Genomic DNA, 13,293 nt, shown 5'->3' on the forward strand with positions numbered 1-13,293 from the left:
TATTGCTTAACCATCGTTACCATTTGGGGGCGGTTATGTTTATACACACTATAGGTATTGTCATTGTGCTCGTTATCTTGCTGATAGCCAGCATGTTCAGAGTGCTGCGCGAGTACGAGCGTGCAGTGGTGTTCTTCCTCGGGCGCTTTTACGGCGTCAAAGGGCCGGGGTTGGTTATCATCATTCCTTTCATTCAACAAATCGTAAGAGTGGATCTACGAACTATCGTGTTGGACGTGCCGACGCAAGATTTGATCACACGCGATAACGTGTCAGTGAAGGTGAATGCCGTGGTCTATTTTCGAGTGCTGGATCCGAAGATGGCGATCAATAACGTAGAGAACTACCTCGAAGCGACCAGTCAACTGTCACAAACAACGTTGCGTTCAGTATTAGGACAGCATGAGTTGGATGAATTGCTGTCTGAGCGAGAAGAGCTCAATAGAGACTTGCAAGCGATACTGGATCAACACACCGATAACTGGGGGATCAAGATTGCCAATGTCGAGATCAAGCATGTGGATCTTGATGACAGTATGGTGCGAGCTCTAGCTAAGCAAGCCGAGGCGGAACGTTCACGTCGAGCTAAGGTGATCCATGCAACAGGGGAACTAGAAGCATCAACCAAGCTGAAAGAGGCTGCAGAGGTTCTTAATCAAGCGCCAAATGCGATTCAGCTGCGTTACATGCAAACACTAACAGAAGTAGCGAATGAGCGAACTTCCACAATCATATTCCCAATGCCCATCGATCTGGTCGAGAAGATAACCGACCCGATCAAAGCGACGCTCAATGAGGCTGCGATTAAGAAAGCGATGAAAGCTGATGAGTAGTTAGCGTGAATGACGAGTTATAAAAAAGGCTCCACAGTTGTGGAGCCTTTTAGTATTTGAATCGCTGGTTTTATTTAACGACCATTGATTACGAACGTCTATTTAATGACCGTCGATTATTTCTGCGTTGCCGCTTTCATTGGCGTAACAAACTCCGCAAGTGCTTTAAGCATTGCTTCTGGTTGTTCAACGTTGTTTTCAATGATTTTCACAACCGCTGAGCCAGAGATAGCACCTGCAGCGCCCGCTACAATCGCTTCTTTCACTTGTTCAGGAGCAGAGATACCGAAACCAAGCAGTGCTGGTGGCGCATCAAACTTGTTCAAACGATCAAGTAGGGCAGTTACAGGCATGTTTGCTTTTGTTTCTGCACCCGTTACGCCTGAGCGAGAAAGTAGGTATGTGTAACCGCCACCTAGCTCAGAAACTGATTGAAGTGTTTCATCGCTTGCTGTTGGCGGAGCAATAAAGATTGGGTGAACTCCAAACTTCTTCGCAGCAGCAACAAATTCGCCGCTTTCATTGGTTGGTACATCAGCAATCAATACTGAATCGATACCTGCTTTTGCGCAGCGTTCGTAGAAGTTCTCAATACCACGTGCGTAAACCAAGTTCGCGTACATCAGTAGGCCGATTGGCAGCTCTGGGTATTTAGCGCGAATTTGACCAATAAGATCAAAACACACATCTGGCGTTACTTTAGAACCTAAAGCACGAATGTTTGCGCCTTGGATTGTTGGGCCATCTGCAAGCGGATCAGAGAATGGAATACCAAGCTCAAGTGCATCTGCACCCGCTTCAACCAAGGTTTCCATGATCTTAAGTGATTGCTCAGGGTTAGGATCGCCAACCGTTACGAATGGTACAAATGCGCCCTGATTCTTTTCAGCTAAGCGAGTGAAGAGTGATTGATAGCGATCCATTATAATGCTCCTTTCTCTTTAAGAATGTCGTGTACAGAGAAAATGTCTTTGTCACCGCGACCAGATAAGTTAACGACTAATAGCTGTTCTTTCTCTGGGTCGTCGTGAGCCATTTTAACAGCATGAGCCAAAGCATGAGATGACTCTAGCGCTGCAATTATACCTTCTTTACGTGCAATCAATTGGAACGCTTCTAGCGCTTCGTCATCGGTCACGTTGTCGTATTCAGCACGGCCAATCGCATTTAGGTGCGCGTGTTGAGGACCAACTGATGGGAAATCTAGACCCGCAGATACAGAGTAAGACTCTTCTACTTGGCCGTTCTCATCTTGCATCAGTGGGGCTTTCATACCGAAGAAAATACCGGTTTTACCGTGTTTAAGCGGCGCGCCGTGTTGGTCAGTATCAATACCTTTACCAGCAGGCTCTACACCGATTAGGCGAACAGACTCTTCTTCAATGAAATCAGCGAACATGCCGATAGCGTTTGAACCACCGCCAACACAAGCGATAACGGCATCAGGAAGGCGACCTTCACGAGCTAGAATTTGGTTTTTCGTTTCTTCACCAATCATGCGTTGGAAATCACGAACAATCGTTGGGAATGGGTGAGGACCCGCTGCAGTACCCAATAGGTAGTGCGCGTCTTCATAAGTTGCAGACCAGTCACGTAGCGCTTCGTTACATGCATCTTTTAGCGTTGAAGAGCCAGAATGAACAGGGATAACCTCTGCGCCCATCAACTTCATGCGGAACACGTTCGGGCTTTGACGTTCAACGTCTTTTGCACCCATGTAAACACGACACTTAAGGCCCAATAGAGCACAAGCTAGAGCCGTTGCAACACCATGTTGGCCTGCGCCAGTTTCAGCGATGATTTCCTGTTTACCCATACGTTTTGCTAGCAATGCTTGACCAAGAACTTGGTTTGTCTTGTGAGCACCGCCGTGAAGTAGATCTTCACGCTTTAGGTACAGTTTGGTTTTTGTGCCTTTAGTCAGGTTACGCGTTAGCGTTAGTGCCGTTGGACGGCCTGCGTACTCTTGCAGAAGCGTCATGAATTCACTGCGGAACTCAGGATCGGCTTGTGCATCGATAAATGCTTGTTCTAGTTGGTCTAGTGCTGGCACTAGGATCTGCGGTACGTATTGACCACCGTATTCACCGAAGTAGGCATCGAGTTTAGCCATTGTGTTATTCCTTCAATTCTATCGATGTGTATTCACACCAAGTCATTTAATCTTGTTTAAGCTTCGCAAAGGCAAAGCTTACTAATTAGTTTTGAGATTCTGCTTTCAAATTTCTAGCGCCGAGTTTGGACTAGTAATTGCGAATCGCTGCAAAAGCACGCTGCAGCTTGTCTGCGTCTTTTTTACCTGGAGCGGATTCAACGCCAGAGTTTAGGTCTAATCCTAAGCAGCCCAACTTAGCCGCTTGGTTAGCATTTTCTGGGTTTAGGCCACCCGCTAACATAATTGCGCTTTGGTTGTTGATTAGGCTCCAATCGAACGCTTGGCCAGTACCACCCGTTTGAGAACCCACTTTAGTATCTAGCAGGTGACGAGTCACGTTGCTTTTCAGTAATTCTGGTAGCGCGCTTTTAGCACCGTTTTCACCACCAGAAGCCACACCGTAAGCTTTCCAAATCTCAACGCTTTCAGGTATTGATTGTTTTAACTCATCAACAAATGCTTGAGACTCATAACCGTGCAGTTGCACAGCGAATAGGCCTAGCTCAGATACCGTTTTCGTAACGTCTGCTACGCTGTGGTTTTGGAACACACCCACGTAGTTCAGCGGTGCGCCACTCATGGTTAAACGAGCCGCTTCGATATCCACATGACGCTTAGACGCTTCAACGAAAATCAAACCACCGAACACCGCACCAGCTTGATAAGCCTTCGCGGCATCGTCAGAGTGAGTTAAACCACACACCTTGTTTTCACCGAGTGTTACTTTACGCACTGCAAGCTCTAGGTTCTTTTCAGCCATCAGAGAGCTACCGATTAGGAAGCCGTCTGCAAATGTTGAAAGGTCACGAACTTGTTGATGTGTGTATATGCCAGACTCTGAAATCACGACTGCGTTTGGAGCCAGTTCGCGAATCAGCGGAGCCAACTCTTTAGTACGGTTCAAATCAGTCGAAAGGTCACGTAGGTTACGGTTATTAATACCGATCACTTTTGCTTTTAAAGCGACAGCGCGATGCAGTTCTTCTTCGTTGCTGACTTCGGTTAGTACACCCATATTTAGCGAGTGAGCGACGTCAGCAAGTGCTTGGTACTCTTCGTCATCTAATACCGATAGCATCAACAAGATAGCATCTGCAGAGTAGTGACGAGCTAAGTAAACTTGGTAGATATCAACCATGAAGTCTTTACACAGGATAGGCTGCTTAGCAATGCTGCGAACCTTAGGTAAAAACTCAAAGTCACCTTGGAAGTATTTCTCGTCTGTCAGCACTGAAATCGCGTTTGCGTGGTTGTTGTAAACCGATGCAATGTAGTCCAAATCAAACTCGTCACGGATTAAACCTTTAGACGGAGATGCCTTCTTACATTCAGTGATGAAAACGGTTTGTTCACCGCTCAGTGCTTCATAAAAACTGCGGTCTGTTGCGGTTAACGATGCTTTAAACTCGTCCAGTGGTTGAGTCTGCTTACGTGCTTCAACCCACTGGTATTTATCACGAACGATTTTTGCTAATACTTCCGCCATTTCAGCTTCTTTGACTGAAACGTGGGTCGACAATTTATCGGTAGTCTGTGTCATGTTCTTTGTCTCGTCGTTCGTTAGGCGTGTGCAGCAAGCTTTTGTACAAGCTCGTACGCTTTGCCAGAGTTCATCGCGTCAATCGCTTGCTGTGCGTTGGCTTTTAGATCTTCGTGACCAAATAGACGCATCAATAGAGCAACGTTCACGGCTACTGCGCCAACTTGGGCTTCAGTGCCTTTACCCGTTAGGATATCTGTTGTGATGGCTTTGTTTTCTTCTGGCTCGCCACCCTTGATTGCTTCAAGAGGGTGAGTGTTCAAACCAAAGTCAGCCGGTGTCACTGTGTACTCGTGAATTTTGCCATCTTTAATTTCAGCAACGATGGTTTCGCCATGAATCGCCACTTCATCAAGGCCACTACCATGCACAACGGCAGCACGCTTCATACCCATTTGCAGCATGGTTTCCGCGATAGGGCGTACTAGCTCTTTGCTGTAAACACCCATTAACTCGATGTTAGGGCGAGCAGGGTTAATCAGTGGACCAAGGATGTTGAAGATAGTGCGTGTTTTCATTGTTTGACGCACCGGCATCGCGTGACGTACACCAACGTGATACTGCGGAGCAAATAGGAATGCTACGCCAAGCTCGTCAACAGCAGTACGAGTGTCTTCCGCGGTCATCGCTAGGTTAATGCCGAACGAGTCCAGTAAGTCAGAAGAGCCTGATTTGCTCGATACACTGCGATTACCGTGCTTCGCGACTTTTAAGCCACACGCTGCTGCTACAAATGCAGAAGTTGTAGAAATGTTGATGGTGTTGTGACCATCGCCACCTGTACCTACGATGTCAGCGAAATCGTAATCAGGGCGTGGGAACGGGTTTGCATTGGCAAGCAGTGCTTTTGCCGCGCCAGCGATTTCGTCTGGCGTCTCGCCTTTGATCTTAAGTGCAGTCAGTGCAGAAGCCATCAGGATTGGGTCTAGTTCGCCCTTGATGATGACATCAAACAGTTGTTGGCTTTCTTCTTGAGTAAGAGACTGTTGTTCGTAAAGTTTATTAATCTGTTCCATGATCGTTTCCTAGTTAGTCTTTTGGTCAAGAGTGGCTGTCTTCTCAAGGGGAGAGCTTTTCTCTAAATGAATAGGTTTCTCAAGAGCCCATTCGATAGCGTTTGCTAGAAGCGTTGCACCGTAGGTCGTCATAATTGATTCAGGGTGGAATTGGAATCCACAAACCTTGTCTTGTTCTTGAACTACAGACATCACCAAATCATCGACTTCAGCTGTCACTGTTAAGCTATCTGATACATGCGTTGCTACTAAAGAGTGGTAGCGAGCGATAGCCAGCGGCGAAGGTAAGCCTTGGTAAGTCGCATGATTTTGGTGTTCCATCATCGACACCTTACCATGAATGATTTCGCCAGCGCCTGCAACGGTGCCACCGTAGGCTTCAACAATCGCTTGGTGGCCTAAGCAAATACCAATCATTGGCACTTTGCCTTTTAGTAGCTGAATCAGCTCAGGCATGCAGCCCGCATCAGCCGGAGCGCCTGGGCCTGGCGAAAGCAGTGCAACAGGGTTGTCTAGTTCATTGAGCGCCGCTTCAACGACCTTTGCAGGAATGTTGTTACGGTAAATTTTCACGCTGTGACCTAATGAACGGAACTGGTCTACAAGGTTGTAAGTGAACGAGTCGAAGTTATCGATGAATACAATATCAGCCATGATTACGACTCCTTCTTAGTTGTTAGGTTTTTAGTATGAGCTGCTTGAATCGCAGAGATGACCGCTTGAGCTTTGCCGCGAGTTTCATCTGCTTCTGCTTGTGGGTCTGAGTCGAATACCACACCTGCGCCCGCTTGTACTTGTGCCACGCCATCTTCAACGTAAGCAGAGCGAATCACGATACAAGTATCTAGAGTCCCTTCACCGGTTAGGTAACCGACTGCACCACCGTAGCTACCACGACGCGTTTTTTCTACGTCACGAATAAGCTGCATTGCGCGGATTTTTGGTGCGCCCGTTAGCGTGCCCATGTTCATACAAGCTTGGTAAGCGTGCAGAGCATCTAAGTCTTCACGTAGCTGACCAACAACACGAGAAACCAAGTGCATTACATGGCTGTAGCGATCCACTTTCAGCAAGTCTGCCACGTGGCGAGTGCCTGCTTCGGCAATACGAGCCACATCGTTACGTGCTAGGTCAACAAGCATCATGTGTTCCGCGTTTTCTTTCTTGTCGGTACGCAGTTCAAGTTCGATACGGCTGTCTAGGTCGAAATCAATTTGGCCATTCGGGCGCTTACCACGACGACGAGTACCAGCAATTGGGTAAATCTCGATTTGGTTGGTTTCAGTTTCGTACTTCAGCGCGCTTTCTGGAGAAGCACCAAATAGAGTAAACAGCTCATCTTGCATGTAGAACATGTAAGGGCTTGGGTTACTTTGCTTGAGTTCTTTGTAAGCCGCCAATGGAGCAGGGCAAGGTAGCGTAAAGCGACGTGAAGGTACCACTTGGAATACATCGCCTTTAACGACGTATTCTTTTAAATCACGAACCGTTTGGCAGAAGTCTTCATCTGAAACACTCGGTACAGCGTCAACGTTGTCGAGTGGTGTAACTTCTGTGATGGCTTTCAATGACTGACACTGTGTTTGAATGTCGGCTAGGCGCTCTGTTAATTGCGCTTTGATGCTTTCATCTTGAGCAAACAAGCTGGCGTGGAGCAGACCTTCGTTTTCTTGGTGGTCGAAACGTAATAGAGTCTCGGCAACGTAGAAAACAAAGTCAGGGCAGTTGTTGGTTGCTTCAGCATCGCCTAGCGGTTCAAAGTTCGCCACGATGTCGTAAGCGAATAGGCCAGCCATGAATAACGCGTGTTTGTTATCCGCGTCTTGCTCAAAGCTGTGTTGAACCAAACGCAGTGCATCGAATGAAGACGCTTCTCTTAAACGTGAATCTTCGTCTAATTCGTTGCTTGGCTCAACAAAAGTCAGCGTCAAAACGTTATCCGTAAGGTCAGATTTTATCTCTGTTTTAACGTTTTGAGATAGGTGTTCGATAAGCGCTTGACCATTTTGAGTCAACGCTTGAAAGGTTACTTCATGTCCGCGACATACGATGCGAACAGCAGAGTCGATAAGGAGTAGGCTTGTCAGGTTCTGTTTAGATTCAATCTCAGCAGATTCCAACAGCAAACTGTCTGTTTTGTTTTCACACAGAGTATGAAAAACACTGGTTGGATCTTGCGAGTAAGGAACGGAAGAATTGATGACCTCAATGGTTCCCAGCTTTTTGATTTCAATGGCCTTGTTCACAAGACCTCCTTTATGATTCTTTAAATTTCCTGCCGTACATAGTCGCATAAAGATACCTTTCACCCAATCTAGAATATGGTCAATTCGTTGATTTGTTAGTCAGTTGAATGTGAGATGTTCGACAAATTAAAAAGCCCGCTATGAAAGCGGGCTTGGTGATAACTTTTTTATAAACAAACTGTTTAATTAGAAGTACACGTTGGCCCACCAAGAACTTGTCCAAGTGCGCCACCAATTAAGCTCTGAACTTGCTTCTACTGAAGAAAGTTCTAAAACTTTATCTTTATGGTTTTGGTTAAATTCTTGTAACATAGTGAACCTATCAAATGTGATACTTCGTATTTGCGTACTAGTTAACTAGTTTTGCGCTTGCAGGTCAAGTGCGTTGACACAAATATAACGATAAAAATTGAAAACAATGAAAAAGAATATATGAGAATTGATCTACATAGTCATACAACAGCCTCAGATGGCCGACTTACTCCACCTGAACTGATTGACCGAGCGCTAGGCTTTAACATCGAAGCGTTAGCGATTACAGATCATGATACGACTGATGGGCTTGCAGAAGCACGCAGCTATATTGCTGATAACAATCTTCCTATTCAGTTGATTAACGGCATCGAGATCTCAACCGTTTGGCAAAACAAAGATATCCATATTGTTGGGTTAAACGTCGATCCTGAATCACCAGAATTGAAAGCGTTAATTGAACAACAGAAGCAACACCGTGTCGGACGTGCAGAGATGATTGCGCAACGTCTTGAAAAAGCGACTCGTGAAGGTGTGTTAGAAGAGGTTAAGTTGATTGCAGGTGATGCACCAATTACTCGAGCACACTTTGCGAAATGGTTAGTCGACAATGGCTACGCGAAAACCATGCAGCAGGTGTTTAAAAAGTTTCTTACGCGCAATAACCCAGGTTATGTGCCGCCAACATGGTGCTCAATGAGTGATGCTGTCACGGCTATTCATGCGGCTGGTGGTCAAGCGGTATTAGCTCACCCTGCGCGATATGGCCTTACCGCCAAGTGGGTTAAACGTCTATTAGCTGCATTTGTTGAAGCAAATGGTGACGCTATGGAAGTGGCTCAACCTCAGCAAGCGCAACAAGAAAGACGCACACTTGCGGATTATGCTATACAATACAAACTATTAGCCTCCCAAGGCAGCGACTTCCATTACCCATCCCCATGGATGGAACTTGGACGTAATCTCTGGCTACCTTCTGGGGTCGAAGAAGTATGGAAAGATTGGGAGTTTCAAACGGTTTCACCATCTGAATAGTCTTTAGGTGAACCAGCTCCTTCTGATGATAGAGTCGAGAGATTCGATAACGAGGATCAACAATGAGCCAGTTTTTTTATGTACACCCAGATAACCCACAAGCGCGCTTAATTACTCAAGCGGTTGCGATTATTCGCAATGGCGGCGTTGTGGTTTATCCAACAGATTCAGGTTATGCACTGGGTTGTCAGCTTGAAAATAAACAAGCACTCGAACGCATCTGTAAAATTCGTAGAATCGATGATAAGCACAATTTCACTTTGTTATGCCGTGATCTTTCTGAGTTGTCACTGTATGCACGAGTAGATAACGTGGCTTTCCGTCTGCTTAAGGCGCACACGCCAGGTGCTTACACGTTTATTTTCAAAGCAACAAAAGAAGTGCCAAAGCGTTTGATGAACGCTAAGCGTAAAACGATCGGTATTCGTGTACCGGACAACAAAATTGCCCTAGACCTTCTAGAAGCAATGGGTGAGCCATTGATGTCGACGTCTCTGATTCTTCCGGGTAACGAGACCACTGAATCGGATCCTGAAGAAATTCGTGACAGCCTAGAGCATGCGGTTGATGTCATTTTGAATGGCGGCTACTTAGGTGAGCAACCGACTACGGTTATTGACTTCAGTGACGATGACGCTGTTGTTTTACGTCGTGGTGCCGGTGATCCAGCGCCGTTTGAATAATAGCGTTACTGATTAACAGTCTGTAACGAAACAGCAAACCTGCCAGAGTAAATAACAAGTGCTTTTTGGCAGGTTATTTGCGATAATACGCGACCGCGATTTGGTCGCGAAAAATTCATTCGACGTCTGTGAAGACGACAATTAGGTAGAAAAGAGTAAATGAGCGAAAAATTACAGAAGGTTTTAGCGCGAGCTGGTCACGGTTCTCGTCGTGAACTAGAAGGTTAATCAAATCTGGTCGTGTAAGTGTTAACGGTCAAGTTGCGAAATTGGGTGAGCGTCTTGAAGACGAGAACTCAGTGATCCGTATCGATGGCCACACTATTACAGGCAAAGCCTCTGAAGAAGTGGTTTGTCGTGTACTTGCTTACTACAAACCTGAAGGTGAGCTTTGTACTCGTCACGATCCTGAAGGTCGCCGTACTGTTTTCGATCGTCTACCTAAGATCCGTGGTTCTCGTTGGATTTCAGTTGGTCGTCTTGATGCAAACACATCAGGCCTACTGTTGTTCACAACCGATGGTGAACTAGCTAACCGCCTAATGCACCCAAGCCGTCAGGTTGAGCGTGAGTACCTAGTACGTGTATTTGGTGAAGTAACTGAGCAAAAAGTTAAGAACGTGACTCGTGGCGTTCAACTTGAAGATGGTATGGCTCGTTTCGAAGATGTGGTTTACGCTGGCGGTGAAGGTATGAACCATACTTTCTACGTAGCAATTAACGAAGGTCGTAACCGTGAGGTTCGTCGTCTTTGGGAATCACAAGAAACAACAGTAAGCCGTCTGAAACGTGTACGTTACGGTGATATCTACCTTGATAAGAAACTGCCTCGTGGCGGTTGGAAAGAGCTAGATCTTCAAGAAGTAAACTACTTGCGAGAGCTTGTTGAACTTCAGCCAGAAAAAGAGACACTGTTGGATCTTGATCCTGCAAACACTTCTCGTAAGCGTGAGCGTTCTCGTAGCCAAAAAATTCGTCGCGCTGTTAAGCGTCACGAAGAGCGTGCAAATGCTCCTAAAGGCCGTAGCAACCAGACTAAGCGTAAGAAGCCTGCAACTCGCGGTACTACAACACCTGATTCAGGCCGTAGTGCTCCAGCGACCAATGGCAAACCTCAGGCTACCAAAAAGCCTAAACTGAACAACGGACGCCCGGCTAAACCGGCTAAGCCAAGATCACGTAAGTAATTACGTGGATTCTGAAGCTTAATCCAACGTTTCGAATACAAAAAAACCTGCTAACTTAGCAGGTTTTTTTATGTCTTGAATATGGCGCAGTTCAAATCATGTGGGAGTGCTTAACCAGCTAAGCTGAATAGTTCTTACTACGGTTGGTATTAGGTCACTTTCAAATGATTAGAGAAATTGTCACCCTTCGCCATGCGGTCATACAGAATAACATTAACCGCAGCAGCAAGGTTCATGCAGCCATTAGTCGGAACGTAGATGGTTTCACGACAGAAGTCTGTGATCTCTTTTTTCAGAGTCCCATCTTCAGGGCCGAAGATATAAAAAGCACGAGGTGGGTGCTTATAATCAGGCAGAGGCTTAGCGCCTTCTATCAAATCAACCGCGATGGGCACGCAGCCAACTGGAATAATGTCTTTCAGGTCTTCAACACCAATTAATGGTAGCTCAAGGTGCTTTTCCTTGGTGTCGGTATGAAACTGTCGAGCGTGGTCATAACGGGTGCCAGTATAAAATACAGAGTTTGCTCCGTAGCAACCAGCTGCTCGCATTACTGAGCCAACATTTTCAGGGGTTTTGGGATTTACTAATCCAACACAGGCATAGCCTTTGGATAGGGTATCTGTCTTTGCTTTGGTCATAATTTTGTAGAGTTGCAGTTTGGTAAAGTGATGAGGCTATGAAGTCGTAAGAAAACCAGCTCAGTACTCTGAGCTGGTTTAAGAAGAGCCTAGTCGCGTTTCCACAACATGTGACAGAACTTGTGTTCAGGGTCACGGCTGATCAGTAGACGAGCGAATACGTCATCTAAGACATCATCAGTTTCATTTACAAGACCAATGCGTACTTCAGCGTAGATCTCTTTGTCGACTTCAAAGCCAACATGTTCAACCCAATCGTCACCAGTTTCAACAAGTTCTGCAGCGCCACGATCTTCAAACTGAGCCGTGAATAAGATCACGTCTGCAGGTTCAAGATTATCAGCAGCCATCTCTAGAAAGATGTCGTATGCAGTGTCAATTGCGTCGTCGTAAGACATTAGGTCGTTAGCTTCGGTCATAATCAGTATCTTAGCTTGCGCGGTTCATGTATTTGCGTTCAGCTGTGTTCACAACAACTTTGTCGCCAGTTGCAATGTACTCAGGAACTTGAACAGTAAGGCCTGTAGACAGACGAGCTGGCTTAGTACGAGCTGAAGCAGAAGCACCTTTGATTGAAGGGTCTGTCTCTTCGATTACTAGCTCAACTGAAGTTGGTAGCTCAAGAGTCGCCGCAGTACCGTCGATAAGAATCGCGTACATACCTTGCGTATCTTCGTTGATGAACAGCAGTTCGTCTTCGATCATTTCACCGTTGAAGATGAATTGTGTGTAATCTTCGTTATCCATGAAGATGTACTCGTTGCCATCAACGTAAGAGAACATCACCGCACGCTTAGTTACGTCGATCGTTTCAACGATTTCGTCAGCCTTGTGACGAACTTCTGTTTTAACGCCAGTTGCTACATCGTGACCACGGAAGCGGTAAATCTTTTGACCGCCACGGCCACCTGGTGTTGTTACTTCGATATCTTTAACTAGTACTGTTTTGCCATCAACATTGATCGCAAAACCTTTTTTAATCTCACTTGCTCTAGGCATTTTGTGTTTGTCCTTATTGGGTCTATCCGTTGATTATATCTCGTAGACGCTATAAATAGGAATAGCTTGAATCATAAAGTCACCTAAGCGATCATAGAGAGACAGTTAAATCATTATTTTATTTACCGAAACGACCTATGCAGCTACCTGTTATTGACCCAACACAGCCATTTCAACCTGAATTTCAACCTGTGGTTAACGATCTGATTACCTTTCTAAAAGGTGGGTTAGGTTCTAATCTACACAGTGTCTATGTTTATGGCAGTGTGGCACGCAAGCAAGCCGTTGTCGGTCGCTCGAATCTAGATGTGGTTGTGGTTACTCATCGTTCTTTCCCAGACCAACGAACCACGCTGCTGAATACCATTAAATGGCGCTTCCAAAAGAGCTTCCCTCAGGTCACACAAGTGGCGATCAAAACTACCTTGGTGAGCGAGATAGTTGATTTCGACAACATCTTTACGTGGGGCTTTATGCTCAAGCATTTAGCTGTGTGCGTGCATGGTGAAGACTTATCTGATTGTTATGGTGATTTTGAAACAAGTTGGGAAATCGCTAAGCACTGGAATATGGACGCGGAAAATTGGTTAGCGGTTTATCGTAATAAGATAGCCCGAGCAACAACACCAGAGCAGCAAGTCGCCGCGCACGTGATTATTGCCAAGAAGCTTCTGCGAGCCAGTTATTCTTTGGTTATGTACCGAGA

Annotated in this window: 14 protein-coding genes, 1 pseudogene and 1 other annotated feature; of the genes and pseudogenes, 5 read left to right on the plus strand and 10 right to left on the minus strand. The window is 45.9% G+C overall.

The features are described from left to right. Nucleotides 1–35 precede the first annotated feature (35 nt). Nucleotides 36–833: a slipin family protein gene (locus tag MED222_RS01260; protein ID WP_009848760.1), complete on the plus strand. Its 798-nt coding sequence runs from the start codon at nt 36–38 to the stop codon at nt 831–833. 116 nt (nt 834–949) lie between these two features. On the opposite strand, the gene trpA is transcribed toward MED222_RS01260, so the two are convergent. The 7 genes from trpA to MED222_RS01225 form a co-directional block, all read right to left on the minus strand. Further along, nucleotides 950–1,756 (minus strand): tryptophan synthase subunit alpha, encoded by an 807-nt coding sequence (gene trpA, locus MED222_RS01255; protein WP_009848759.1) that lies wholly within the window; start codon nt 1,754–1,756, stop codon nt 950–952. Continuing rightward, on the minus strand, nt 1,756–2,946 hold the full coding sequence (gene trpB / locus MED222_RS01250; RefSeq protein ID WP_009848758.1) for a tryptophan synthase subunit beta: 1,191 nt from the start codon (nt 2,944–2,946) through the stop codon (nt 1,756–1,758). The genes trpA and trpB overlap by 1 nt, the downstream gene beginning before the upstream one ends. Before the next feature lie 130 nt (nt 2,947–3,076). Further along, nucleotides 3,077–4,528 carry a bifunctional indole-3-glycerol-phosphate synthase TrpC/phosphoribosylanthranilate isomerase TrpF gene (gene trpCF, locus MED222_RS01245; protein ID WP_009848757.1) on the minus strand — a complete coding sequence of 484 codons (1,452 nt, stop codon included), beginning with the start codon at nt 4,526–4,528 and terminating at the stop codon, nt 3,077–3,079. 20 nt (nt 4,529–4,548) lie between these two features. Then, entirely contained in the window at nt 4,549–5,544 is a 996-nt protein-coding gene (trpD, locus tag MED222_RS01240) for an anthranilate phosphoribosyltransferase (RefSeq protein WP_009848756.1), read from the minus strand. Nucleotides 5,545–5,553: 9 nt separating this feature from the next. After that, nucleotides 5,554–6,198: an aminodeoxychorismate/anthranilate synthase component II gene (locus MED222_RS01235; RefSeq protein WP_009848755.1), complete on the minus strand. Its 645-nt coding sequence runs from the start codon at nt 6,196–6,198 to the stop codon at nt 5,554–5,556. Between the two features lie 2 nt (nt 6,199–6,200). Beyond that, nucleotides 6,201–7,790: an anthranilate synthase component 1 gene (locus MED222_RS01230; protein ID WP_009848754.1), complete on the minus strand. Its 1,590-nt coding sequence runs from the start codon at nt 7,788–7,790 to the stop codon at nt 6,201–6,203. 125 nt (nt 7,791–7,915) lie between these two features. Continuing rightward, nucleotides 7,916–8,030, minus strand: a sequence feature (Trp leader region). Continuing rightward, a complete protein-coding gene (locus MED222_RS01225) occupies nt 7,977–8,102 on the minus strand; it encodes a trp operon leader peptide (protein ID WP_009848753.1) in 126 nt (41 codons plus the stop codon). It overlaps the preceding feature by 54 nt. A 120-nt stretch (nt 8,103–8,222) precedes the next feature. Between MED222_RS01225 and rnm the strand changes: the two genes are divergently transcribed. From rnm to rluB, 3 genes and pseudogenes are all read left to right on the plus strand, one after another. Next, entirely contained in the window at nt 8,223–9,077 is an 855-nt protein-coding gene (gene rnm, locus MED222_RS01220) for an RNase RNM (RefSeq protein ID WP_009848752.1), read from the plus strand. Between the two features lie 62 nt (nt 9,078–9,139). After that, nucleotides 9,140–9,760 (plus strand): L-threonylcarbamoyladenylate synthase, encoded by a 621-nt coding sequence (locus MED222_RS01215; protein WP_009848751.1) that lies wholly within the window; start codon nt 9,140–9,142, stop codon nt 9,758–9,760. Between the two features lie 159 nt (nt 9,761–9,919). Continuing rightward, nucleotides 9,920–10,947: pseudogene (gene rluB / locus MED222_RS01210) on the plus strand (23S rRNA pseudouridine(2605) synthase RluB). Between the two features lie 149 nt (nt 10,948–11,096). Here the strand turns inward: rluB and MED222_RS01205 are convergent. From MED222_RS01205 to efpL, 3 genes are all read right to left on the minus strand, one after another. Continuing rightward, nucleotides 11,097–11,588, minus strand: a complete 492-nt coding sequence (locus tag MED222_RS01205) for an RNA methyltransferase (protein WP_004729783.1) — start codon at nt 11,586–11,588, stop codon at nt 11,097–11,099. An 89-nt stretch (nt 11,589–11,677) separates the two neighbouring features. Continuing rightward, nucleotides 11,678–12,007, minus strand: coding sequence for an HI1450 family dsDNA-mimic protein (locus MED222_RS01200; protein ID WP_009848749.1), 330 nt, complete (start codon nt 12,005–12,007; stop codon nt 11,678–11,680). 10 nt (nt 12,008–12,017) lie between these two features. After that, complete coding sequence (gene efpL / locus MED222_RS01195; RefSeq protein WP_009848748.1) at nt 12,018–12,587, minus strand: elongation factor P-like protein EfpL; 570 nt, start codon at nt 12,585–12,587, stop codon at nt 12,018–12,020. A gap of 137 nt (nt 12,588–12,724) precedes the next feature. Here efpL and MED222_RS01190 point away from each other — a divergent pair. Next, nucleotides 12,725–13,293: hypothetical protein (locus MED222_RS01190; protein ID WP_009848747.1), on the plus strand; the 569-nt coding region annotated here is incomplete at its 3' end.

It is taken from the genome of Vibrio sp. MED222, assembly GCF_000153005.1.
Taxonomy (GTDB): Bacteria; Pseudomonadota; Gammaproteobacteria; order Enterobacterales; family Vibrionaceae; genus Vibrio; species Vibrio tasmaniensis_A.

Excerpts from the sequence above, each read along its gene's own strand:
- MED222_RS01260 (WP_009848760.1), top strand. The coding sequence starts at position 36 with ATGTTTATACACACTATAGGTATTGTCATTGTGCTCGTTATCTTGCTG.
- trpA (WP_009848759.1), bottom strand. The coding sequence starts at position 1,756 with ATGGATCGCTATCAATCACTCTTCACTCGCTTAGCTGAAAAGAATCAG.
- trpCF (WP_009848757.1), bottom strand. The coding sequence starts at position 4,528 with ATGACACAGACTACCGATAAATTGTCGACCCACGTTTCAGTCAAAGAA.
- MED222_RS01205 (WP_004729783.1), bottom strand. The coding sequence starts at position 11,588 with ATGACCAAAGCAAAGACAGATACCCTATCCAAAGGCTATGCCTGTGTT.
- trpB (WP_009848758.1), bottom strand. The coding sequence starts at position 2,946 with ATGGCTAAACTCGATGCCTACTTCGGTGAATACGGTGGTCAATACGTA.
- trpD (WP_009848756.1), bottom strand. The coding sequence starts at position 5,544 with ATGGAACAGATTAATAAACTTTACGAACAACAGTCTCTTACTCAAGAA.
- rnm (WP_009848752.1), top strand. The coding sequence starts at position 8,223 with ATGAGAATTGATCTACATAGTCATACAACAGCCTCAGATGGCCGACTT.
- efpL (WP_009848748.1), bottom strand. The coding sequence starts at position 12,587 with ATGCCTAGAGCAAGTGAGATTAAAAAAGGTTTTGCGATCAATGTTGAT.
- MED222_RS01215 (WP_009848751.1), top strand. The coding sequence starts at position 9,140 with ATGAGCCAGTTTTTTTATGTACACCCAGATAACCCACAAGCGCGCTTA.
- MED222_RS01235 (WP_009848755.1), bottom strand. The coding sequence starts at position 6,198 with ATGGCTGATATTGTATTCATCGATAACTTCGACTCGTTCACTTACAAC.
- MED222_RS01225 (WP_009848753.1), bottom strand. The coding sequence starts at position 8,102 with ATGTTACAAGAATTTAACCAAAACCATAAAGATAAAGTTTTAGAACTT.
- MED222_RS01200 (WP_009848749.1), bottom strand. The coding sequence starts at position 12,007 with ATGACCGAAGCTAACGACCTAATGTCTTACGACGACGCAATTGACACT.